This is a genomic window from Streptomyces sp. NPDC020681 (assembly GCF_044334895.1).
Taxonomy (GTDB): Bacteria; Actinomycetota; Actinomycetes; order Streptomycetales; family Streptomycetaceae; genus Streptomyces.
In genome coordinates this window covers 53,895-75,073 of the sequence record NZ_JBIRTX010000012.1, presented here as the reverse complement: position 1 = coordinate 75,073, position 21,179 = coordinate 53,895, and the positions used below count along the sequence as shown (strand labels likewise).

The window sequence follows — 21,179 nt, the reverse complement described above, 5'->3', positions numbered from 1 at the left end:
GCTGGGCGTGTGCGTGCACACGCCCAGCAGGTTGTCGGCTACGGGAGCCCGTGCACCTTCGGTCCGACCGCGTTCGACCAGGCGTTGCCCGCGGCCGCGTCCCAGTTCGTGGACCAGGTCATCGCACCGCGCAGCGACGGGTAGGTCCTGGACGGCTTGAACGATCCGCAGCTCGTGCCCCGGGCCAGGCAGTCCAGGGCGTTGTTGACGATCGTCGGCGAGACATAGCCGCTGCCCGCGCCGCTGGTGGAGGCAGGCAGGCCGAGGCCGACCTGGGCCGGGGAGAGACCGCCCTCCAGCTGGATGCAGGCGAGCGCGGTGAGGAAGTCCACCGAGCCCTGCGAGTAGACCTTGCCGTCACAGCCGAGCATCGAACCGCTGTTGTAGTACTGCATGTTGACGACGGTCAGGATGTCCTTGATGTTGAGCGCCGTCTTGAAGTACTCGTTCGACGTCGACTGCATGTCGATGGTCTGCGGCGCCATCGTGATGACGAGCCCGCTGCCGGCCTTCTGCGACAGGGAGCGCAGCGCCTGCGTCATGTAGGTGGAGTTGAGGCCGTTCTCCAGGTCGATGTCGACGCCCTGGAATCCGTACTCCTGCATCAGCGAGTAGAGCGAGTTGGCGAAGTTGTTCGCCGAGGTGGAGTCGTTGATCGAGACGGTGCCGTTCTGGCCGCCGACCGAGATGATCACGGTCTTGCCGGCCGCCTTCTTTGCCGCGATGTCCGCCTTGAACTGGGCGACCGTGTAGCCGCCGAGCCCGGCCGAGTCGAGGTTGAAGGTCACCTGGCCGGGGACGCCGGTGGCGTCCGCGAAGGACACGGCGATGATGTCGTACTGGTTCTGCACCTGGGCGATGGTCTGCACCGTCGCGCCGTTGTTGAAGTTCTGCCAGTAGCCGGTCACCGCGTGCTTGGGCACGGGGCCGCCGCCTCCGCCACCGGACGAGGTGGTGCCGGTCACCGCCGCGGACTTCGCGGACTCACCGGCCGCGTTGGTCGCGGTCACCTGGAACTGGTACGAGGTGGACGCGCTCAGGCCGGTCGCGGTTGCCGAAGCGCCGCTGACCGACTGCACCTTGGCGCCGTTCTGGTAGAGGTTGTAACCCGTCGCGCCGGTCACCGGGTTCCAGGACAGCGACACGGAGGAAGAGGTCACGGAGCCCGCCGCCAGGCCGGCCGGGGTCGCGGGCACGACCGGGTCGGGGTCACCGCCGCCGCCTCCGTCCGGGCCGAAGACGCTGACATCGTCGGCGAAGTAGGGAGCCTGCCCGTACCAGCCGTGGGTGTAGACCGTCACCGATGTGGTGTTCGCGCCGGTCGTGAAGGTGGTGGACAGCTGCTTCCAGCCGGCCGAGTCGGGCGTCCAGGTGGACACGTCCGTCGTGCCGGTACCGCTCGCGCCGAGGTAGGTGTAGCCGCCCTGCACCCAGGCGCTGAGCGTGTACGTCGAGTTGGCCTTCACCGCCACGGTCTGGGTGCACTTGGCGTTGTCCTGCCCGGCGGGCGTCCCCTTGAGGGCGGAGGAGCCGCCGTGGACGGGCGAGGAGACATTGGATCCGCTGCCGGCGGAACAGGTCCAGTTGGAGAGCCCGGACTCGAAGCCCGCGTTCTTGGCCACGTTGATGTCGGCGGCCTGTGCGGTGCCGGTGATGCCGACGATGGAGATTCCGGCTCCGACGGCGAGCGCCAGGGCTCCGCCGAGCCATCTTCGCGAGCGTGTGGTGCGGTCCACTTGCTGCCTCCGGTGGGGGAGTTGGGGGTGTGGAGGTTCCGGGAACGGTGGCCACCGCTGTTGGGCGTAAAACTGGTCCAGACCAATAGGGTTGTCAAGACCTGTGGCGCCGATTCGTATACGAGCGGGGGTGTCGGGTTTCCGCCATGTCGGGGATTCGTGACCCGTCGCGGGCCGGCCGGTGACGGCGCGGGCTCGGAAGGTCAACTCCTGACCCCTTCCTCCCCTTTTGGCCTGTGCGGAGCGTGTGCGGTGTGAGGCTCTCGGTTCTGAAAGGTGTTCTCTGCCTACTAACTCGTGGATAAAGTGCTGATACAGGAGCACCGAGCAGTGCGTATCTGCGGTCACGGGACCCCCGGCGGCCGGAGCCGAACGGGGAACCAGCGTGCCGACCGCAATAGCTGTCACCAGCGCAGACCTGGTGCTACCGCCGATGGACCACCAGACGCCCACGGCGGCCCTGCTGCAGTCGCCCGAGGATCAGCCGCTGGACGCCGCGCTGGCCGACATGACGGTCCTCCTCGAGCAGCACGGCTATGTGGTCGCGCTGTATCCGGCCTCCATTCCGGTCGCCCACGAACGCCGGCTGCACACCGTCCGGTCAGTACTGGAGAGCAATCGTCTCGCGCTGCTCAAACTCGATCTGCCGCCCCTTGGCATCGCCGTACTCGTCCGCCAGCTGCGGCAGTTGTCGATCTGCGACTTCAGCCCGGGAGTGGTCGCCTCCGCGGCCCGGCTGCTCTCCCACTACATCTACGCCGGCGCCCTGCTCAAATCCGTGACCAGGCTGGACCGCGTACCGGTGAGCCTGAAGTCGCACGCCAAGTCCTGGGTCCCGGGCTCCCAGTTCGGCGTCCTGGCCAACCCGAACCCCGAACTGATCAAGATCGGGGCGGGCCGGCTGAGCGGACCCGAATTCGCCACCCGGCTCGTCATGGCGAAGGGGCAGCTGCAGTCGGACTGGGTCACGGCCGAGCTGGCCCCCGGCTGGCAGACGCAGAGCGTGCACGAGGCCGCGCTGCCCGCCGACTCACCGCGCTGGTGGGGCACGGCCAGGCTGATCGAGTTCGCCGCGTTTCTGCCCGACATCTCGATTCTCTACCAGCTGGTGTCATCCGTACGGCGAGAGGTGTGCACGTGGTGCGGAATTGAACTCATCGGCGACCGCTGCGGTTTCTGCTCGGCTCCGCTCGCCGCACCCGAGAGTCACAGCAAGGAAGTTCTCGCACTGAATCCGGGAACAACAACAGCTACGAACCACGCACCGTGAACTGCCTGCTCCCCGTCTCTGTCCGCTCCGTCGGTCCGCGCCTGCGAACGAGGTTGTCCTGCCCATGAATTCACGCCAACGCCGCGGCGTCATACTTCTGCTTCTCTCGGTTCTGTGCGCCTTCGGCGCGTTCGCCGGCGTGATATCCGTGATCAGCGACGTGAATTCGAAGGTCGGACCCGAAGTCACCGCCTACCGGCTGAAGGCCGATGTGGCTCCGTACACCGCGCTGCGGCCCGCCCAGTTCGAGAAGATCAGCATGCCCAGGCGCTGGCTCTCGGACAGCGCGGTGACCGACGTCTCCGTGGTCGAGGGCAAGATCGCCGTCACCCAGCTCAAGAAGGGATCCCTGCTCCAGGACGACATGATCGTCAAGCGGCCGGCCCTGGAGGCCGGTCAGCAGGAGATCGCCATCATGATCGACGCGGCGACCGGTGTCGCGGGCAAGATCACACCCGGCGACCTGGTCAATATCTTCGCGACCTTCGCCGGTAAGAACGAAGGCGACGCCGACCAGTCCCGGATCATCGTGCCCAACGCCAAGGTCATCGACGTCGGCCGGCTCACCCCGCTCGAGCCCAAGGACGACGACCGGGGCAGCGGCACCCGCGAGGCCGTGCCGATCACCTTCGCGCTGGGCACCGCCGACGCACAGCGCGTCGCGTACGCCGAGTCCTTCGCCGAGCACGTACGCCTCGCCCTTCTCGCCAAGGGCAGCCCCGCCACATTGCGCCCCGGCGACAGCGCCTACACCCTCGATGAAGACAAGAACAGGTGAGGGCTGTATGACGACACGCATCCTCCCGGCGGTCGGCGAACCCGACGCCGCCCGGTCCATCACCACCCTGCTCAGCCAGCTCCCCGACGCCGAACCGGCCCCGCCGGTCGGCGACTCGACCTCGCTGCTCGACATGCTGGCCCGGCTGGCCGCCGAGTCGCTCGACGAACTGCCCGAGGTCGTGCTGGTCCACGAGCGGATCGGACCGGTGCCGGCCCTCGAGCTGATCCGGGAGGTGGCGCTGCGCTTTCCCGCCGTCGGCGTCATTCTGGTGACCGTCGACGCGGGACCCTTGCTCTACTCGGCCGCCATGGACTCGGGCGCCAGAGGCCTGGTCGCCTTGCCGCTGTCCTACGAGGAACTGGCGCAGCGGGTGCAGGCAGCGGCTGGCTGGTCGGTCGGGGTCCGTCGGCATCTCGGCCACAGCGGCGACGTCTTCACCGGTCCCGGCGGCACGGTCGTCACGGTCAGCGGTGCGAAGGGCGGCGTCGGCACCACGGTGATCGCGGTCCAACTGGCCCTGGCGGCCCGGGCATCGGGCAGGACGGCGGCCCTCGCGGACCTCGATCTCCAGGCCGGCGACGTGGCCTCGTACCTCGATGTGCAGTTCCGCAGGTCGATCGTCGACCTGGCGGGCATCCAGGACATCTCGCCACGCGTCCTGCAGGACGCGCTGTTCGCCCACCAGACCGGCATAGGGCTGCTGCTCGCGCCCGGCGAAGGTGAACGCGGCGAAGAGGTCAACGACCGGGCGGTCCGGCAGATCGTCAGTGCCCTGCGCAGCCGTCACGAGGTCGTCGTCGTCGACTGCGGCACCCAGATGAACGGCGCCAACGCGGCCGCCATCGAGATGGCGGACACGACGCTGCTGGTGACCACGCCCGACGTGGTCGCCGTACGGGCGGCGAAACGCATGGTGCGCATGTGGGACCGGCTCCAGATCCGCAAGGCCGAGGAGACGGTCATCGTGGTCAACCGCCACAACCGCGGCACGGAGATCCAGCCGCCGCTGATCGAGAAGATCACCGGCACCCGGGTCTCCCGGATCGTCGTCCCCGCGAACTTCAAGGAGCTTCAACCGGTGGTCGACGCGGGACGGATGCAGGACCTGGAGCCCAAGTCCACGGTGAAGCAGGCCGTGTGGGCGCTGGCGGGCGAACTGGGGCTGCTGCGGCCCGCGGCAGGAGACCCGAAGCACGGAAAGGTCCGCGGCGACAGAGGAGTGGTCGCTGTCCGGCGGGCACGGTCGAGGTAGCTGCGGTGAGGGGGCACGTGGAGCGATGAGAACTCCGGCGAAGGCCATACGCCTCGCGACGGGACGGCTGCGGGACGACCGCGGCCAGGCCGTCATCGAGTTCACCGGCACGGTCCCGGTCATCCTCGCGACGTTGGTCCTGCTGTGGCAGGCGGCGCTGCTCGGCTACACGTTCTCGCTGGCGGGCAACGCGGCCGACGAGGCGGCGCGGGCGGGTGCGGTCGGCGGAGCGGGCGCGTGCCAGGCGGCGGGGCAGGCCCATCTGCCGGGAGCCTGGACCGGCGAGACCGACTGCGCAGGCGACGGAGACCTCTACACCGCGTCCGTCAGGGTCAGCCTGCCCGTCCTGTTCCCCGGCGGGCCGAACCTTCCGATCACCGTCGACGCACACGGCTCCGCGGCATGGGAGGACCGGCCATGAGGCGCCGCCGGGACGACCGCGGCCAGGCCGCGCTCGAGTACGCCGGTGTGATCACCCTGCTGCTCTTCGTCGCCCTCGCCGCCATCCAGCTCGGCCTCGTCGCCTACACCGCCCAGCAGGCGGGCACGGCGGCCCGGGCCGCGGCCCGGGTGGCCTCGCAGGACGGCGACGCCGCCACCGCCGGACGCGGAGCCATGAGCGACTGGCTCGCGGACGACGCCCGGATCACCCAGAGCGGCGGCGACGAGGTGACGGTGACGGTCCGCATAGGAGTCCCGGCCCTGCTGCCCGTATTCGACTTCGGCGACGCGACAAGGACGGTCACCATGCCACGCGACTGAGCCCCGGCCCGACTTGACCCCTACACGTGAGGAGACCAGGACATGAGCCTGCGGGCGCGCATCGGCAGTCCCGAGCCGGTCAACGGCCACGGCGAGGAGAGCCGCCTCGTCGGGGTCTACCGCGCCAAGCTCCTGGAGGAGATCGACCTCGCGGAGATGTCCGCCCTCGCGGCCGCCGACCGGCGTGCCCGGCTGGAGCGGGTGCTGGGGCACATCATCAGCCGCGAGGGCCCGGTGCTCTCCACCGTCGAGCGGTCCCAGCTCATCCGCCGCGTCGTCGACGAGGCGCTCGGGCTCGGCATCCTGGAACCGCTGCTCGAAGACGCGTCCATCAGCGAAATCATGGTGAACGGCCCGGAGCAGGTGTTCGTCGAGCGCGCCGGACGGCTGGAGATGCTGCCGCTGCGCTTCTCGTCGACCGAGCAGCTGATGCAGACCATCGAACGCATCGTCTCCACCGTCAACCGGCGGGTGGACGAGGCGAATCCCATGGTGGACGCGCGGCTTCCGTCCGGCGAGCGCGTCAATGTCATCATTCCGCCGCTCTCGCTCAGCGGCCCCATCCTCACGATCCGCCGCTTCCCGCGCGCGTTCACGCTCCAGGAGCTGATCGCCATGGGTTCGCTCGACGAGCAGATGACGCTGCTGCTCGCGGGCCTGGTGCGGGCCAAGTTCAACGTGATCGTCTCCGGGGCCACCGGCACCGGCAAGACCACGCTCCTCAACACGCTCTCCGGACTGATCCCGGACGGCGAGCGCATCGTCACCATCGAGGACTCCGCCGAACTCCAGCTCCAGCAGTCCCATGTCATCACGCTGGAAAGCCGCCCGCCCAACGTCGAGGGCAAGGGCCGGGTCACCATCCGCGACCTGGTACGCAACTCGCTGCGCATGCGGCCCGACCGCATCATCGTCGGCGAGGTCCGCGGCGGCGAGACGCTCGACATGCTCCAGGCGATGTCGACGGGCCACGACGGCTCGCTCGCCACCGTCCACGCCAACAGCGCCGAGGACGCGCTGATGCGGCTGCAGACCCTGGCGTCCATGAGCGAGGTCGAGATCCCGTTCGTCGCCATCAAGGACCAGATCAACAGCGCCGTCGATGTCATCGTCCAGCTCACGCGGCACGCCGACGGCTCCCGGCGGGTCACCGAGATCGCCGTGGTCGACTCCTACGGCCGCGAGGAGTACCGCATCGTCTCCGTCTGCCGGTTCAACGCCCGGCCCATGTCAGCGGACGGCCGGATCCACGGGAACTTCGAGTACTTCCCCGTCCCGCGCCGGGTCGCCGAACGCCTCTATATGAAGAACGAGGCGCTGCCGCCGTACTTCGGCGTCGCCGAGTCGGACGAGCGGCTCGTCGTCCGCAGAACCGCCGTATGAGCCAAGTGTGAACCGGAATCGTCCCCGACCGTGAACCCGTCCCCGCCGCCCACCGAGAAGGCCCCGCCCCCATGGACAACCTCCCGCTTCTGACGATCGGAGTGACCCTGCTCGCCGGGGTGCTCTGCGTCGTCGGCGTGCACGCCTACTCCTCGGGCAGGGCCCAGCGCCAGGCACTCGTCGAGCGCATGTCGCAGACTGGGCAGCCACCGGCCCTCACCGGCCGCCGCCGGCGCTTCAGCGGTGTCGACCGCAGGCTCCGTACGACCCGGCTCGGCCGGCGCATCGAGCGGCAGATCACCGCGACCGGCCTGGATCTGACGCCGGGCGAGTACTCCGTCTATGTGGTTGCCGCCCTGCTCGCCATGTACTTCGTCGTCGGAGCGGTCTTCGCGCCGTTCTTCGGAGTCCTGGCCGCGCTCGCCACCCTGTGGGGCGCCAACTCCTTCCTCAACTGGCAGCGGACCAAACGGACCGAGGCCTTCATCAGCCAGCTGCCCGAGTTCACCCGCGTACTCGCCAACGCCACGCAGGCCGGCCTCGCGCTGCGCACGGCCCTCGCGATGGCCGCCGAGGAGCTGGACGACCCGGCCGGTCAGGAGCTGAACCTGGTCGCCGACCAACTGGCCCTCGGCCAGAGCCTCGACGACGCGCTCGGCGAGCTCGCCGACCGGCTGCCGTCCCGTGAGCTGATGGTCCTGGTGACCACGCTGATACTCGCCAACCGGGCGGGCGGCCAGGTCGTCACCTCGCTGCGGAATCTGACCGCGACCCTGGAGGAGCGGAAGGAGACCCGCCGGGAGGTCACCACGATGCTCTCCCAGATCAAGGTCACCGCCCTGGCCGTGCCGCTGCTGGGGCTCGGCTTCCTGCTGATGATCAATGCGATGACGCCCGGTGCGCTGGACAAGATGACCGGCTCGGTGGTGGGCCAGTTCGCCACGCTGATCGCCTTCGGCCTGTACGGCCTCGGCGCGTTCCTGATCCGCCGGATGTCCCGGATCCAGGTCTGAGGAAGGGGGAGACGACACCATGGGACTTCTGCTCGCCGTGCTGCTGGGAGCGTCCGTGTACGGGATCTTCCACGGCATACGGATGTACCGCGCCGACGCCAAGCTCCCGGGAGACCTCGCGGTCGCCCTCGAAGTGGGCGCCACCCGGACCACCGCCGTCGGCTCGGGGATCGACCGGCTCGGCATGCGGTACGCGCCCGCCGTGCTGGGCGCCATGGGCCCCAAGCGCGTCGACGCGCTGCGCAAGCGCCTCGACATGGCCGGAAACCCCGGCGGCATCACCGTGGACCGCTATGCCGCCCGGCGCGCGGTCTACGGCTTCCTCGGCGTGCTCGCGGCGTTCTCGATGCTGCTGCGCGGCCAGCTGGTGATCGCGATCCTCGCCCTCGCCTTCGGTCTGCTGTGGACCGATGTCATCATCCGGGCGGCCATCCGCAAACGCCGTGCCGACATCGAACGAACGCTGCCGGACTTCCTCGACGTACTCGCCGTCGTCGTCTCCGCGGGACTCGGCTTCCGCCAGGCGCTCGAACGCGTCGCGGAGAAGTACCGCGGCCCCTGGGCCGACGAACTCCGCATCACCCTGCGCCAGATGGACATGGGCGTCAGCCGCCGGGACGCCTTCGACCAGCTGCGCAGGCGCAACGACTCCGAACAGGTGTCGATGTTCGTCACGGCGCTCCAGCAGGGCGAGGAACTGGGCGCGCCGATCGTCGACACCCTGATCCAGATCGCCACCGACATGCGCCGCACCGACGCCCAGAACGCGCGGCGCAACGCCGCCAAGGCGGTGCCGAAGTCGACGCTCGTCGTCACGCTGGTGATGCTCCCGGCAACGCTGATCCTGATCGTCATGAGCTTCTACTACGGCTCCGGCGTCGACTTCGCGGACGTACTGGGCGGCTGACCCGAAACGAAGAACGGACCGACGGACCGAAAGACAGCGACCGGGAGGTGACACCATGACCCTGAAGAGACCCGCCGTCAGCGGCGGCAACGCGGGCGAGTTCCCGTCCGACGTGGCGAGCGCCGGACCCGCTCGTGTGCCCTCGCTTCCCATCCAGGTCAACGCCCTTCAGGCGCTCTGCCGCCAGGTGTTCGGGTTCCGCCTGGCGATGATCGCGCTGGCCGTCCCGTTCGCCCTCGCCGGCACCAGGCCCGGACCGGCGACCTGGCTGGTGGGCGTGGCGGTCCTGATCACCTTCATGACGTCGTACGTCCTGCTGCGCGACTGGGAGCGGTTCGGTCCCGTACTGCTGCGCCACCCGTGGCTGCTCGGCGCGGACATGGCCTTCGGCGCGCTCCTGCTGATCACCGCCTCGCCCGACTCCACGCTCGCGTACGTCACCATGTGCACGCCGCTGCTCGCCGGACTGATCTACGGCTGGCGCGGAGCCGCCGTGTTCGCCGTCCTCCAGGCGCTCATCGTCGCGGGCGCCTACGCGGTCAACATCGAGGCCGACGCCGGCTTCAACGCTCTTCTGCTGCCGGGGCTGTGCGTACTGTCCGGAGCCGTCGGATCCACGCTGCGGAATCTGATGCTGGGCTTCGGCGCGGCCAGCCAGGCGCTGACCGAGGCACGCGCCCGGCTCGCGGTCAGCGGAGCGATCGAGGAGGAGCGTGCCCGGCTCGCCAGGGAGATGCACGACTCCGTGGCCAAGACCCTGCACGGGCTGGCGCTGGCCGCCGACGGGCTCGCGGGCACCGCCGACCGGATGGATCCGCTCACGGTCAAACACCAGGCCGAGCTCGTGGCCCGGTCGGCGCGCCGGGCCGCCGCGGAGTCGCGCGAGCTGCTCTCGGACCTGCGCCGGGAATCCGGCCTGGACGGCATCGACGACGGAGTCGACGTGGTCGCCGAACTCGGAGCACGCGCCGAGGACTTCGCCCGCGCTCATGGCATGGGGTTCACCTTCTGCCGGCTCGACGACGGAGTACCGCAGCCGATCCCGCACGCGGTGGCCCGCCAGGTGCTGACGATCGCCGCCGAGGCGATGGAGAACGCCCACCGCCATGCGGAGCCCAGCTATCTGGACGTGTCCGCGGGAGTGGAGGGCAATGTGCTGCGCATCAGCGTGTACGACGACGGCAAGGGCCTGCCGCCCGGCACCTCGCTCGAAGGGCTGCGGCGGGCCGGCCACTTCGGCCTGGTGGGCATGGTCGAGCGGGCGGCCTCGATCGGCGCCCGGATCCGGATCGGCCGGGGACGGGCGGCGAAAGGCACCGAAGTACGCCTGGAACTGCCGGTCGTCGCGCTGCGGCTCGCACCGGGCATCCCCAGCCAGCCCAGCCGTCCCGCACAGCGCCGGACACAACTGCTCAACTGACGCTCACCGTTCCGACCGACCCGACCACCCCCTTCCGAGAGGAGGCTGCAGCCATGCCGGACGATTTCTCGCACACCTCGGGACAGAACTGGACCCGTCAGTCCCATGTCTCGCAGCACACGTCCTCGCACGCGACCCCGCTCAGCTCCGACCACACCCACACCGCGGGCATCCCCCACCCGGCCCCCGTGCGCCCGTCCTTGCGGGTCGTCGTCGCCGACGACAACCCGGTCGTACGGGCGGGCCTGACGGTCCTCCTGCAGCAGTGCGGCGACCTCGAAGTCGTCGCGGAGGCGGCCGACGGACGACAGGCCTACGAGGCCACGGTCCAACACCGGCCGGACGTCGTGCTGCTGGACGTCCGGATGCCACGCGTCGACGGCATCTCGGCCCTGCCGCACCTCGTGCGGCTGGCGCCGGTGCTGATGATGACGTACAGCCGCGAGAGCGAGACCGTGCAGCAGGCGCTGCGGCTGGGCGCGAGCGGGTACTTCGTGCACGGCGAGTTCCGGCCGGACCAACTGCTCTCGGCCGTACGGGACATCAAGGCGGGCCGGCCGGCCTTCACACACTCCGCGTCCGGAGCGCTGCTGCCGAAATTTGCTCAACACCCTTCGCTTACGCAAGCGAATATGGCACATTCGTCTTCGGGCCCCCACGTAGTCGCGGGACTCCGGGGAGTGATCGCCGAGCTGAGTCAACGGGAGGTGGAGGTCATGGAGTTGATCGCATCCGGCATGACCAATCAGCAAATCGCCGCCTCCTGCTTCATCAGCCTGAAGACGGTCAAGAACCACATCAACCGCATCTTTGCCAAGCTGAACGCGGGCAGCAGGGGCGAGGCCATCGCGATCTGGCAGGACCTCGCACGGCGGGGATCGGCCCGCCATGACTGAGCGTTGGGCCCTGGGGCCCATGTCGGAGGACGTTCTCCCGGCGTACGTTGGTCGCGCGACCACCGCGACCAGCGGGACCACCGGAGGGGAAGAGCATGTCGAACGTGACGCTGAAGGCCATGGTCAACAGCCACGTCTATGTGGCGACTTGGCTGGCGAACGCGGCAACGGCGATGAAGGACCGGCGCGACAGGGGACAGGGCGCGGTCGAGTACGTGGGCGTGATCGTTCTGGTTGCGCTGATCATCGCGGCGCTCGTGGGTTCGGGAGTGGCCAACGACATCGCCAACGGTCTCACGACGAAGGTCGGCGAGATTCTGGGCAACGGCGGTGGTGGAGGCGGCGGTGGTGGCGGGGGCAACTGACCCGGGTAGCCACTGGCAGCAGGCGTGAGGCAGGGCAGGCCGCTCCCATCTACATCACGATGGTCGTGGGCCTGCTCTTTCTCGCGCTCGCGTTCCTCGCGGTCGGCCAGGCCGGGGCCACGCGCAATGGCGCGCAGTCCGGAGCCGATGCCGCCGCGCTCGCCGCGACCCAGGAGTCCAGGGACCAGTTCCATGGCGAGCTGCTGGCGCATCTCCTCGATCCGGACTTTCTGCGCGACGTGTTCAACGGCAACCTGATCGGCGAACCGATCGGCTGCGCGGCGGCCGGCCGTCTCGCGGCCGAGAATGAGACCAGAGTGGTGTCCTGCGACTGGCTGAGTGATGGCCGCTGGGGCTACACCGTCGAGGTCGAATCGCTGAATGCCGTCGGTGACACCATCCTGCCCGGCACCGAGAACGAACGCGCCCATGCAAAGGCCACGGCGATGGTGAAGCCGCTGTGTACGTTCAAGCCCTCGGAGGACACGGCGACGCCTGCCGAGCCCTCTCCGTCGCCGGAACCCACACCGTCGGAGGAGCCCGCCCCCACCGGCAAACTCGTCTGCGACGGCGGCGACTTCGAGCTCGACCCGGAAAAGCCCGAGCTTCTTCCGGAGATGTCCGACCTCTTCTCCGTCCGGCTGGCCGAGGACTGACCGTGACCGAACGCAAAGGAACAGCACCCATGAGTATCCGGCACGGAGGCAAGACCCGCAGGGTAGTGACAGCCGCCCTGGCGGCGGCAGCGCTGTCGCTCGCGCTGGCTGCGTGCGGCGGCGACGACAGCGGCTCCGACAAGAAGGGCACCGGGTCGGCGTCGACCTCACCTGGGAAGCCTCAGGAGTCCAAGGACGACGGCGGCACCACCGTGCCGGACAAGAGCCAGACCCTGGCCACGATCAACGGCAGCAACGGTTTCCAGTTCACGATTCACAACGCTGTCCGCGACGACGGCGGTTTTCTGACGGTTTCCGGTGTGATCAAGAACACCAGCGGCAATCGACTGATTCCGCCGATTGATTGGAACGGCGAAGAGAGCCTGGTCAAGCGGACCGGCAGGTCCTTCGCCGGGATGACCCTCGTCGACAAGGTCGGCAAGAAGCGCTACTACGTGCTGCGCGACACCGACGGATTCCCGCTGACGACCACCGGGCTCAGCGCGCTCGACTCGGGCCAGAGCGTCGATTTCTTCGCGCAGTTCCCGTCGCCGCCCAACGAGACGTCGACGGTCGATGTGCAGATCCCGCTCATGCCCACCGCCACGATTGAGATCTCCTGATGCGTGCGGCACACGTCTCCCTCGCCGCCGTGCTGCTGTTCACCTTCAGCGGCACCCAGCTCACCGGTGCCTCGGCCGACGACGACCCCCCGAGCGTCCCGCCCGGCACCGAGTCGACGTACACGCCGCCGAAGATCGACGGCAGCAACCCCGGACTGAAGATGCGCGACGGAGCCACGCTCGCCGAACCGCGCGTGCTCAACATCGTGTCGATCGTCGAGACCGAAGGGGGAGAGGAGCGCCGTGAGGAGACCAGCTCGTCCCTGAAGTTCGCGCTCCAGGCCGAGGTGCTCTTCGGCAAGGACAGCGCGAAACTGACTCCTCAGGCCAACGGCCGGATCGCGGCGATCGTCGCCGAGATCAAGAAGCACAACGCGACGAAGGTCAGGGTCTTCGGGTTCACCGACAACCTCGGCACGTACGAGCACGGCCAAGCGCTCTCCAAACAGCGCGCCGACGCCGTCCACAGCGTGCTCAGCCAGCAGTTGAACGACGCCGGCATCAGCTATGAGGTCCGCGGCTACAGCGAGGACTATCCGATCGCCGACAACGCGAGCGAGGAAGGCCGCACCAAGAACCGCCGCGTCGAGGTCTCCTTCCCGACCGCCGGCGGTGGCTGAAAGCGCACAGGTCGCCTATGGCGCAGCCGGCCCGCAGTACGCTGCGGGCCGGCTTTCGACCAGTGGACCACGTGGCCTTAAGGAGCGCGCAGATGAAACGGGCCAGGGCGGCAGTGGCCGCGGCGGCTCTCTTCGGGATCGTTCTCGTCTCGGGGCCCGCCGAAGCGGCCTCGCCGTACGGGCGTGACGAGGTCACTCCGTACGGAACGGCCCCCGACGCGAAGCCCGTTACGGGCACGGCGTCCAGCACCGAAGGACCGCGGCTGCGGCCCGGCACGTACACCGACACCATCTCCGCGGGCGAGAAGAAGTTCTACCGCGTGGTGCTCGACGCCGAGTCCAACGCGTATGTCTCGACCGTGCTCGCCCCGCCGCCCGGCAGCCGGGTCGGCTCGGCAGACGGTGTACGGATCGTCCTGGAGTCCACCGACGGCGCCATGTGCAGCGTCAGCAACGACGTCACCTTCGGCGGCGGCACCGCACGGCCGATAGCCGACTACGCGACTCGTCGCATCGGCAGGGGCCGTGAGTGCCAGAGCGCGGGCGACTATCTCTACAGCGTCGAGTGGATTGGCTCAGCCGACACATCCGGCGCCCGGAGCTGGCCGGTGGAGATCAAGTACATGACGGAGCCCGGGCTTCAGGCGGGGGCGGTGGTGCCGTCGGCGCCGTCGTCGTGGAGTTCGCCGGCGCCCGTGCCGGTTGTGGGTGCGGCGAAAGGGATCAGCGGCGGCACGGGCTTCAACGATGCGCCGGCGGTCGGGCGCGGGGTCTGGAAGGACGAACTGGGCCCCGGTGAGAGCCGGTTCTACAGAGTGCCGGTCGACTGGGGGCAACGCCTGTTCCTCGACGCGGAGTTCGCGAACTCGACGACCGGGCAGCCGGAGGCGGTGGCCGGCGGGCTGCGGCTGTCGCTGTTCAACACCGCCCGCGGCTTCGTCGAGAGCGCCGACTCCACCTATCTGGGCAAGCCCGCGACGGTCAGCCTGCGCACCGCTCCGGCCGCCTTCGCCCATCGCACCTCCGCGCAGGACGACACGGCCGCGATGCGCTTCTCCGGCTGGTACTACGTCCGCGTCTCGCTCGACCAGCGGGTCGGCAGCACCCTGCCGATGACCCTGCATGTGGGTGTCGAGGGAGAGCCGCAGCAAGGACCCGCGTACGACGGCGACGCGGTCGCGGCGGGCTTCGGCATCCCGGACGGCGACCACGAGGCCGGTGGCGGCCGTGACGCGCTGCTGACGGCGGTCGGTCTCGCCGGCATCGGCATCGGTACGGTCCTGGTGCTGGTCCTCGCCGCCTGGACGGCGCTGGCCCGTCGCGGCGGCCGGGTCCCGGCGATGCCCTCGGCGAGGGACGAGCTGGTGGCCGCAGGGGAGGAGTGACGCGCCATGGTCGTGTACAGAGTGCCGTTGGGTGAGCGGCTGCGGGACGAACTGGGCGTGCCGCGCAAGGTTCGCCGGCTCAGCAGCAGTCCGCGGTCCGCCGTCTGGCGCGTCGAGCTGGGCGGCGGTACGCGCGCCGTCGTCAAACAGCTCGTCGCGGGCGCCGAGGCCGACGAGCGGTACGCGCGCGAGGTGGCCGCGCTGCGCTGCGCCGGGCGGGTGCGGCCGGCCGTGGTGCCGCGGGTCCTCGGGACGGACGCGGGCGAGCGCGTACTGGTCCTTGAGCACGTGGAGCACCGGCGGCCGCGCAACGGGTGGCAGGTGGAGTACGCCACCGCTCTCGCCCGGCTGCACGCCGCCGGAGGAGACGGGACGGAGCTGCCCCGGTGGGCCGGGCCCGACGAGCGGGACATCGAGTCGTTTCTGGCGTTCGCGCGGGCACTCGGCGCGGGAGTGCCGCCGGGTGTCGAGCACGAGCTCGGTGAACTCGTGCTGCGGCTCGGCAAGTTGAGCCGCAGGGCCCTGCTGCACGGAGATCCGTGTCCCGGCAACGACCTGCACACCGCCGACGGCATCCGCTTCGTCGACTTCGAGCAGGCCTGCGCCGGCAACGGGCTGATGGAACTCGCCTATCTGCGCATCGGTTTCCCGACCTGCTGGTGCGTGACCACCGCGCCCGGACCACTGCTCGCCGAGGCGGAGCAGGCGTACCGCAGCACCTGGCGCGCGGCGACGGGAACGGACGTCGACGGCGAACTCGCCGACGCCTGCGCGGGCTGGCTGATCCGTGGCGACGCCCTGGTGCAGCGCGCCGAGCGGCGGACCGTCGACCAGCTGGCCCGGGCCCTCGGCGAGGACTGGGAGTGGGGCACGGTGACCGCGCGGGAGCGGCTGCTGCACCGGCTCGGGGTCGTCGCCGACCTGACCGTGGACACCGCGACCATGAGCGGGCTGAGCGTGCTCGCCGCGGATCTGCGAGGGCGGATGCGGGAGCGCTGGCCGGAACTGGGACCGGTGCCGGTCCGCAGGCCGTAGCCGAGCGACGGCGGCTCAGGCCGACGCAGCGGGAACGATCGTCACCTGTACGCCGCGGGCCAGGCCCCAGCCCGCCATCGCGCCGGCCTCCGCCTCCAGCACGTGCCGCGCCAGGAGCCTTGGCCTGCCGATCCGTCCGGGACTCAGCGTATGGATGTCCACGACCCTCAACTCCCGGTCCAGATACGCCACATCAATGGTGAAGCGCATCCGGAAGGTGTGGACGCTGTTGCACGGCGTCAGCAGGATCGCGCCGGTGATGCCGTCGCGGTCCAGCAGTCCGCGCCGCCGCGGCCCGTACGTCGCCGCGATCTCCAGCGGCACGAGCGCGTCCCGGCCGGCGATTGTCAACGACCCGGTCCCGTTCCGCCATTGCCGCCTTCGCCCCATGGCCGTAGACCGTAGCGCCCGCCGTGCCTACGCTCTGTGCCGTGTACGCCACGCTGATCGCCGTCGCCGCCCTCTGGGGCCTCGCCGCGGGGCTGTTCCTGCCGCGTGCCGCGTACCGGCTTGCCGTCGAGCCGGACGAGGCCTGGCGCGACTCCTGTCCGGCCGGGCATCCGTACGCGGGCCTCGCGCGCGGGTGGATCGGCGGCGCGCGATGTGCGGCGTGCGCCACGGCCGTCCCGGCCGTCCCGGCCCGTACGGCGGACAGCCCCGCACCCGAGCGCCCGGCGGTGCCCGTCTCCTACCTGGTCCCCTTGGTCACCGCCCTGTCCTGCACGGCGCTCGCCGCCGCCACCGGCCCCCGCCCGGAACTCGCCGTCTGGCTGCTCCTCGCGCCCTTCGCCGTACTCCTCGCCCTGGTCGACCGCAGGGTTCACCGGCTGCCCGACCAGCTCACCCTGCCGCTCGCCGGGGCCGCCGCCGTACTGCTCGGTCTCGCCGAGCTGCTGCCCGGCGACGGCGGTTCCTGGCTCACCGGGCTGCTCGGCGGACTCGTCCTCGGCGCCGGCTACTTCGTGCTGTTCCTGATCCGTCCGAGCGGCCTGGGCTTCGGCGACGTCAAGCTCGCGCTGTCGCTCGGCGTCGTCCTCGGCTGGTACGGTTGGAGCGTCCTGTTCGCCGGCGCCTTCACCGGCTTTCTGCTCGGCTCGCTGTACGGCCTGGGGCTGATGGCGCTGCGCCGGGCGGGGCGCAGGACGGCGATCCCGTTCGGGCCGTTCATGATCGGTGGCGCGCTGGCCGGCGTACTGCTGGGCGCGCTCGCCGCGGCAGTCTGACCGTGGCCACGCCGCCCGCCGCCCGCCGCCCGCCGCACGTCCGTACAAGACAGCACGCGCGCCGAGGCGCAGCATCAGGAGCATGAACACCAAGCCGGTCAACCTCACCGAGGCCCTCGCCTCGTTCGACGACGTCTACAGCCCGCGCATCGTCGCCCGGATGAACGACTACGACGTACGGATCGCGCACACCGCCGGTGATCACGTCTGGCACGTCCATGAGGACACGGACGAGTTCTTCCTGGTACTCGACGGTCGCTTCGACATCGCGCTGCGCGCCGCCGACGGTTCCGAGTCCACGGTCGAGCTCCACAAGGGCGACACCTTCGTGGTTCCGAAGGGCGTGGAGCACAAGCCGTCCTCGCCCGGCGGCTCCATCCTGATGTTCGAGCCGTCCGGTACGAAGACCACGGGCGACCGGTACGACGGCGCGATCCCGGACCATGTCGACAGCACCACGGGACACGACCTGTCCTGAGGCGGTTCTGCCCGGGGCCCGTCCGGCCCGCCGTCTAGCATCCGGATGCATGCGGACATTTCCTGACAACATGGCGGTTCGGCGCGGGTTGCTTCGGTCTCTGATCCCCGCGCCGTCGCCGGAACCCGGATCCCGCCCCGCTGCCCGCTTCCCCGCCGCACTGCTCCCCTGGAGCTGGGCGGCGGCGTTCTTTCTGCTCTACGCCACCGTCTCCGTACGCCGCCACACGCTGCTCCGCACCACCGGTTACGACCTCGGCATCTTCGAACAGGCCGTCCGCGCCTACTCCCAACTGCGGGCGCCCCTCGTCCCGTTGCGCGGCGAGCACTTCAATCTGCTCGGCGACCACTTCCACCCGGCACTCGCCGTCCTCGCACCGCTCTACCGCCTGTGGCCCTCGCCGGTCTGTCTGCTGCTCGCCCAGTCCGCGCTCCTCGCGCTCGGCGCCGTACCGCTGACGGCCTGGGCCCTGCGGACGCTCGGCCGGCGGCCTGCGCATGCCGTCGCCGTCGCCTACGGACTGAGCTGGGGCATCGCGTCCGCCGCGGCCTTCGACTTCCACGAGGTCGCGCTCGCGGTGCCGCTGCTGTCCTTCGCGGTCACCGCGCTCGGCCAACAGCGGTGGCGCGCAGCGGTGATCTGGGCCGCCCCGCTGGTCCTGATCAAGGAGGACCTCGGGCTCACGCTGGCCGCGCTCGGCGCGTATGTCGCCTGGAAGGGACCTGGGGCCAGGCGGCTCGGCATCGCCACCGCGGTGACCGGTCTGGTCGCATCGGTGGTCGAGATCAAACTGCTGCTGCCCGCGTTCAACCCGGCGGGCGGCTACGCGCACGGCGGCAACCTCGCCGAAGGCGCCCACTCCTCACTGCTCGGCACCATCGCCTTCGCACCGCTCGACGCGCTGCGCCCGGACATCAAGGCCATGACACTGGTCCTGGTCTTCGCGCCGTCCGCACTGCTCGCGCTGCGCTCGCCGCTCGCGCTGCTCGCCGTGCCGACACTCGCCTGGCGGATGCTGTCCCAGAACGGCTTCCACTGGGGCACGGCCTTCCACTACAGCGCCGTACTGATGCCGATCGTCATCGCCGGACTCATCGACACGCTGCGGCAGTGGCGGACCGTGGACCATCCGCTCGCGGCCCGCCAGATCCGGGCGTCGCTCCTGACGGTGCTCGCGGTCACCGTGGTCATGCTGCCGTCGTTCCCGCTCGCGCAGCTGGCCCAGCGGGCGACCTGGCGCAGCACCGCGCACATCGACGCGGCCCGCGCCCTGCTCGCCCGCATCCCGGACGGCGCGACGGTCGCGGCCTCCAACCGCCTTGCCCCGCAGCTCACTTCGCGCTGCCAGGTGGTGCTGTTTCCGTCGTTCCCGGTCGACGCGCGGCTGTACGAGTACGACAAGAAACAGCTGCCGCGCCCGACTGCGGACTGGATCATCCACGACCGCGAAGCCCCGGCGGCCTGGCCGTACAAGACGGGCCACTGGCCGTATCCGCCGGAGCAACAGGCGGCGGAACTGGAGAAGGCGAAGCGGCTGTACGGGTACGACGTGGTGGCGGAACGCGCGGGGATCACCCTGCTGCGGCGGTCCTGACACCGGCACCCGAGGCGGCTACGCGTGCGCGCCCACCGTCACCTCGCCCACCGTCAGCGTCGCCGTGCCCTCAAGGATCTCGCCCACCCGTGCCACCTGTTCCTCCAGCGCCCGCCGGACTGACGCCGGCCGCAGCGTCCGCGCGTCGATCGGCTCGACCGTCACCGCGATGCGGCGGCCCGTGCGGCGCTGGTGCCAGACGCCCGACACCACGCCGTCGACGAGCAGCACCGGGAAGTTCCCGGCCTGGCCGCGGGCCAGGGCGCGCTCGTACGCGCGGCCGGCGAAGAGCCGTTCGCGCGGCTGCGAGGCGATGGCGTACGCGTCGAAGTACGGCAGCAGCCGCACACCCCGCGGCGGATCCGCCGGGAACCCGTTGTCGCCCGCCACCACAAATGCAGGCGCGCCCTCGAAGGCGACCTCCTCGATCCGCTCCTCGCCGGCCAGCGCCTCGAACAGTCCGCCGGCCCAACCCTTCGGCGCGGAAAGCCACTTGGCGAAGTGCTGCGGCGTGGCCGGCCCGTACGCGTACAGATAGCGCTCGACCAGCGCCGCCGACGCGGCGGGCCCGTCCATGGGCGTGACCGCCGGGCTGGTGTACGTCGCCTTGCGGCCGCGGTTGGGTGCGAAGCGCAGCACACCCCGGTGGGCCGCCGTGTGCATCACCTGCCGCCAGCGCGGCCACTCGCCCTGGAAGGCGTCGAAGCCCGGGTACCGGGCCCACGGCCCGGTCCGCTCCACGATCGCCTCGGTCAGTTCGTCGATCGTCAGCTCGGCGCCGGCGAGCGCGTCGCCGATCGCCGCGACGATCTGATCGGTCTGCTCGGCCGTCAGCCGCAGCTCTTGCGGCATCGGGCTCGCGCCCGCCGGGATCGCGGACAGCGCGCCGGTCCACAGCGGCAGGTCCGCGGACGGGAGCAGATGGACCGTGCCACGCGGCCCGTACGTCTTCACCAGGCTGCCGTCCGTCCACAGGGCCTCGCGCACCGTGGCCCGCGTCGCGCCGCCGGCCAGCCGCAGCGCCACGGACATCTCGGCGGCGGAGAGCACCTGCGCGTGCGCGCCGAGCATCGCGGCCGTGATCCCGGCGGGTGAACTCGTGGCGGGGGCGGCCAGTCCCTGGCGCTCCAGCCTGCGCGCGACGGCCTCGGCCCAGGTCACTTCTCGCGTCGTCATGCAACGACTCTAGGAGCGATATAGGCCAGTTCCTGTCCTCGATCCGAACCGTATGCCCACGGAAGTGCTGTACTGGCGAAAAGGTAAGTATGGAAGGACACCCGAGGAGTTCCCGTGGCCAAGGTCAAGTCGCCCTACACCTGCGGACTCGACGCCGCGGTCGATGTCGTCGGCGGAAAGTGGAAACCGCTCATCCTGTGGGCGCTGCACGACGGCACGTATCGCTTCGGTGAGCTGAAACGCCATGTGTCCGGTGTCACCGAGAAGATGCTGATCCAGCAGCTGCGCGAGCTGGAGGCCGACGGAGTCGTCCACCGCGAGGTGTACCGGGAGGTGCCGCCGCGCGTGGAGTACTCGCTCACCGAACTCGGCCAGGCGCTCAACACCGCGCTGCTGCCGCTCGGCGAGTGGGGCGATGTCTTTATGCAGCAGATCATCGCGAACAAGACCAAGGAACCGGTCGCCTGACATCCTGTGGGATCACCGCCGGATCTTCCGGGGCGTCACATCGCGTCAACGCGGCGCCCCTGACCCGAGGTCCCTCGTGAGGGCTAGGGCCTGTCGTCTGGATCTTGCCGGGCTCGCGTGCCCTGGCACCGCGCCT

Annotated in this window: 23 protein-coding genes; 20 read left to right on the top strand and 3 right to left on the bottom strand. The window is 70.2% G+C overall.

Translation table 11 applies throughout. From position 1 onward, the window contains the following. Positions 1 to 38: 38 nt before the first annotated feature. Entirely contained in the window at positions 39 to 1,736 is a 1,698-nt protein-coding gene (locus ACH4YL_RS26105) for a chitinase (protein WP_398509863.1), read from the bottom strand. Between the two features lie 385 nt (positions 1,737 to 2,121). On the opposite strand from ACH4YL_RS26105, the gene ACH4YL_RS26100 reads away from it, so the two are divergent. From ACH4YL_RS26100 to ACH4YL_RS26025, 16 genes are all read left to right on the top strand, one after another. Continuing rightward, on the top strand, positions 2,122 to 3,006 hold the full coding sequence (locus ACH4YL_RS26100; protein WP_398509862.1) for a hypothetical protein: 885 nt from the start codon (positions 2,122 to 2,124) through the stop codon (positions 3,004 to 3,006). Between the two features lie 64 nt (positions 3,007 to 3,070). Then, positions 3,071 to 3,784, top strand: a complete 714-nt coding sequence (gene cpaB, locus ACH4YL_RS26095) for a Flp pilus assembly protein CpaB (RefSeq protein ID WP_398509861.1) — start codon at positions 3,071 to 3,073, stop codon at positions 3,782 to 3,784. Positions 3,785 to 3,791: 7 nt separating this feature from the next. Beyond that, positions 3,792 to 5,039, top strand: coding sequence for a CpaE family protein (locus ACH4YL_RS26090; protein WP_398509860.1), 1,248 nt, complete (start codon positions 3,792 to 3,794; stop codon positions 5,037 to 5,039). A 25-nt stretch (positions 5,040 to 5,064) separates the two neighbouring features. Further along, a complete protein-coding gene (locus ACH4YL_RS26085; RefSeq protein ID WP_398509859.1) occupies positions 5,065 to 5,460 on the top strand; it encodes a TadE/TadG family type IV pilus assembly protein in 396 nt (131 codons plus the stop codon). Further along, on the top strand, positions 5,457 to 5,801 hold the full coding sequence (locus ACH4YL_RS26080) for a TadE/TadG family type IV pilus assembly protein (protein ID WP_398509858.1): 345 nt from the start codon (positions 5,457 to 5,459) through the stop codon (positions 5,799 to 5,801). Before ACH4YL_RS26085 ends, ACH4YL_RS26080 begins: the two co-directional genes overlap by 4 nt. Before the next feature lie 42 nt (positions 5,802 to 5,843). Beyond that, entirely contained in the window at positions 5,844 to 7,184 is a 1,341-nt protein-coding gene (locus tag ACH4YL_RS26075) for a CpaF family protein (RefSeq protein WP_398509857.1), read from the top strand. Between the two features lie 71 nt (positions 7,185 to 7,255). After that, entirely contained in the window at positions 7,256 to 8,197 is a 942-nt protein-coding gene (locus ACH4YL_RS26070) for a type II secretion system F family protein (RefSeq protein WP_398509856.1), read from the top strand. A gap of 19 nt (positions 8,198 to 8,216) precedes the next feature. Next, positions 8,217 to 9,104, top strand: a complete 888-nt coding sequence (locus ACH4YL_RS26065; RefSeq protein ID WP_398509855.1) for a DUF5936 domain-containing protein — start codon at positions 8,217 to 8,219, stop codon at positions 9,102 to 9,104. A 55-nt stretch (positions 9,105 to 9,159) separates the two neighbouring features. Further along, positions 9,160 to 10,524, top strand: coding sequence for a sensor histidine kinase (locus ACH4YL_RS26060; RefSeq protein WP_398509854.1), 1,365 nt, complete (start codon positions 9,160 to 9,162; stop codon positions 10,522 to 10,524). 53 nt (positions 10,525 to 10,577) lie between these two features. Then, positions 10,578 to 11,420, top strand: coding sequence for a response regulator (locus ACH4YL_RS26055; RefSeq protein WP_398509853.1), 843 nt, complete (start codon positions 10,578 to 10,580; stop codon positions 11,418 to 11,420). Positions 11,421 to 11,515: 95 nt separating this feature from the next. Continuing rightward, on the top strand, positions 11,516 to 11,785 hold the full coding sequence (locus ACH4YL_RS26050) for a hypothetical protein (protein ID WP_398509852.1): 270 nt from the start codon (positions 11,516 to 11,518) through the stop codon (positions 11,783 to 11,785). After that, positions 11,782 to 12,441, top strand: coding sequence for a pilus assembly protein TadG-related protein (locus ACH4YL_RS26045; RefSeq protein WP_398510007.1), 660 nt, complete (start codon positions 11,782 to 11,784; stop codon positions 12,439 to 12,441). The genes ACH4YL_RS26050 and ACH4YL_RS26045 overlap by 4 nt, the downstream gene beginning before the upstream one ends. A 29-nt stretch (positions 12,442 to 12,470) precedes the next feature. Beyond that, positions 12,471 to 13,064: a hypothetical protein gene (locus ACH4YL_RS26040; RefSeq protein WP_398509851.1), complete on the top strand. Its 594-nt coding sequence runs from the start codon at positions 12,471 to 12,473 to the stop codon at positions 13,062 to 13,064. Continuing rightward, positions 13,064 to 13,684: an OmpA family protein gene (locus ACH4YL_RS26035; RefSeq protein ID WP_398509850.1), complete on the top strand. Its 621-nt coding sequence runs from the start codon at positions 13,064 to 13,066 to the stop codon at positions 13,682 to 13,684. The genes ACH4YL_RS26040 and ACH4YL_RS26035 overlap by 1 nt, the downstream gene beginning before the upstream one ends. Before the next feature lie 92 nt (positions 13,685 to 13,776). After that, the gene (locus ACH4YL_RS26030; protein ID WP_398509849.1) at positions 13,777 to 15,069 is read left to right on the top strand and encodes a hypothetical protein; all 1,293 of its coding nucleotides are present in this window, start codon (positions 13,777 to 13,779) and stop codon (positions 15,067 to 15,069) included. 6 nt (positions 15,070 to 15,075) lie between these two features. Further along, the gene (locus tag ACH4YL_RS26025; protein ID WP_398509848.1) at positions 15,076 to 16,104 is read left to right on the top strand and encodes a phosphotransferase; all 1,029 of its coding nucleotides are present in this window, start codon (positions 15,076 to 15,078) and stop codon (positions 16,102 to 16,104) included. A 15-nt stretch (positions 16,105 to 16,119) separates the two neighbouring features. Here ACH4YL_RS26025 and ACH4YL_RS26020 read toward each other — a convergent pair whose 3' ends face one another. Then, positions 16,120 to 16,494, bottom strand: a complete 375-nt coding sequence (locus tag ACH4YL_RS26020) for a DUF192 domain-containing protein (protein WP_398509847.1) — start codon at positions 16,492 to 16,494, stop codon at positions 16,120 to 16,122. A gap of 41 nt (positions 16,495 to 16,535) precedes the next feature. Between ACH4YL_RS26020 and ACH4YL_RS26015 the strand changes: the two genes are divergently transcribed. The 3 genes from ACH4YL_RS26015 to ACH4YL_RS26005 all read left to right on the top strand — a co-directional run bounded on the left by ACH4YL_RS26015 (position 16,536) and on the right by ACH4YL_RS26005 (position 19,399). Beyond that, entirely contained in the window at positions 16,536 to 17,327 is a 792-nt protein-coding gene (locus tag ACH4YL_RS26015; protein ID WP_398509846.1) for a prepilin peptidase, read from the top strand. An 82-nt stretch (positions 17,328 to 17,409) separates the two neighbouring features. Beyond that, on the top strand, positions 17,410 to 17,805 hold the full coding sequence (locus ACH4YL_RS26010) for a cupin domain-containing protein (protein WP_398509845.1): 396 nt from the start codon (positions 17,410 to 17,412) through the stop codon (positions 17,803 to 17,805). A gap of 49 nt (positions 17,806 to 17,854) precedes the next feature. Further along, positions 17,855 to 19,399, top strand: a complete 1,545-nt coding sequence (locus ACH4YL_RS26005) for a DUF2079 domain-containing protein (RefSeq protein ID WP_398509844.1) — start codon at positions 17,855 to 17,857, stop codon at positions 19,397 to 19,399. An 18-nt stretch (positions 19,400 to 19,417) separates the two neighbouring features. Here ACH4YL_RS26005 and ACH4YL_RS26000 read toward each other — a convergent pair whose 3' ends face one another. After that, positions 19,418 to 20,575, bottom strand: a complete 1,158-nt coding sequence (locus ACH4YL_RS26000) for a winged helix DNA-binding domain-containing protein (RefSeq protein WP_398509843.1) — start codon at positions 20,573 to 20,575, stop codon at positions 19,418 to 19,420. A gap of 114 nt (positions 20,576 to 20,689) precedes the next feature. Here ACH4YL_RS26000 and ACH4YL_RS25995 point away from each other — a divergent pair, with 114 nt between their 5' ends. After that, entirely contained in the window at positions 20,690 to 21,043 is a 354-nt protein-coding gene (locus ACH4YL_RS25995) for a winged helix-turn-helix transcriptional regulator (protein WP_398509842.1), read from the top strand. Positions 21,044 to 21,179 lie beyond the last annotated feature (136 nt).

Coding starts and splice junctions, on each gene's coding strand:
- cpaB (WP_398509861.1), top strand. CDS start 3,071: ATGAATTCACGCCAACGCCGCGGCGTCATACTTCTGCTTCTCTCGGTT.
- ACH4YL_RS26090 (WP_398509860.1), top strand. CDS start 3,792: ATGACGACACGCATCCTCCCGGCGGTCGGCGAACCCGACGCCGCCCGG.
- ACH4YL_RS26085 (WP_398509859.1), top strand. CDS start 5,065: ATGAGAACTCCGGCGAAGGCCATACGCCTCGCGACGGGACGGCTGCGG.
- ACH4YL_RS26080 (WP_398509858.1), top strand. CDS start 5,457: ATGAGGCGCCGCCGGGACGACCGCGGCCAGGCCGCGCTCGAGTACGCC.
- ACH4YL_RS26075 (WP_398509857.1), top strand. CDS start 5,844: ATGAGCCTGCGGGCGCGCATCGGCAGTCCCGAGCCGGTCAACGGCCAC.
- ACH4YL_RS26070 (WP_398509856.1), top strand. CDS start 7,256: ATGGACAACCTCCCGCTTCTGACGATCGGAGTGACCCTGCTCGCCGGG.
- ACH4YL_RS26065 (WP_398509855.1), top strand. CDS start 8,217: ATGGGACTTCTGCTCGCCGTGCTGCTGGGAGCGTCCGTGTACGGGATC.
- ACH4YL_RS26060 (WP_398509854.1), top strand. CDS start 9,160: ATGACCCTGAAGAGACCCGCCGTCAGCGGCGGCAACGCGGGCGAGTTC.
- ACH4YL_RS26055 (WP_398509853.1), top strand. CDS start 10,578: ATGCCGGACGATTTCTCGCACACCTCGGGACAGAACTGGACCCGTCAG.
- ACH4YL_RS26050 (WP_398509852.1), top strand. CDS start 11,516: ATGTCGAACGTGACGCTGAAGGCCATGGTCAACAGCCACGTCTATGTG.
- ACH4YL_RS26040 (WP_398509851.1), top strand. CDS start 12,471: ATGAGTATCCGGCACGGAGGCAAGACCCGCAGGGTAGTGACAGCCGCC.
- ACH4YL_RS26035 (WP_398509850.1), top strand. CDS start 13,064: ATGCGTGCGGCACACGTCTCCCTCGCCGCCGTGCTGCTGTTCACCTTC.
- ACH4YL_RS26030 (WP_398509849.1), top strand. CDS start 13,777: ATGAAACGGGCCAGGGCGGCAGTGGCCGCGGCGGCTCTCTTCGGGATC.
- ACH4YL_RS26025 (WP_398509848.1), top strand. CDS start 15,076: ATGGTCGTGTACAGAGTGCCGTTGGGTGAGCGGCTGCGGGACGAACTG.
- ACH4YL_RS26020 (WP_398509847.1), bottom strand. CDS start 16,494: ATGGGGCGAAGGCGGCAATGGCGGAACGGGACCGGGTCGTTGACAATC.
- ACH4YL_RS26010 (WP_398509845.1), top strand. CDS start 17,410: ATGAACACCAAGCCGGTCAACCTCACCGAGGCCCTCGCCTCGTTCGAC.
- ACH4YL_RS26005 (WP_398509844.1), top strand. CDS start 17,855: ATGCGGACATTTCCTGACAACATGGCGGTTCGGCGCGGGTTGCTTCGG.
- ACH4YL_RS26000 (WP_398509843.1), bottom strand. CDS start 20,575: ATGACGACGCGAGAAGTGACCTGGGCCGAGGCCGTCGCGCGCAGGCTG.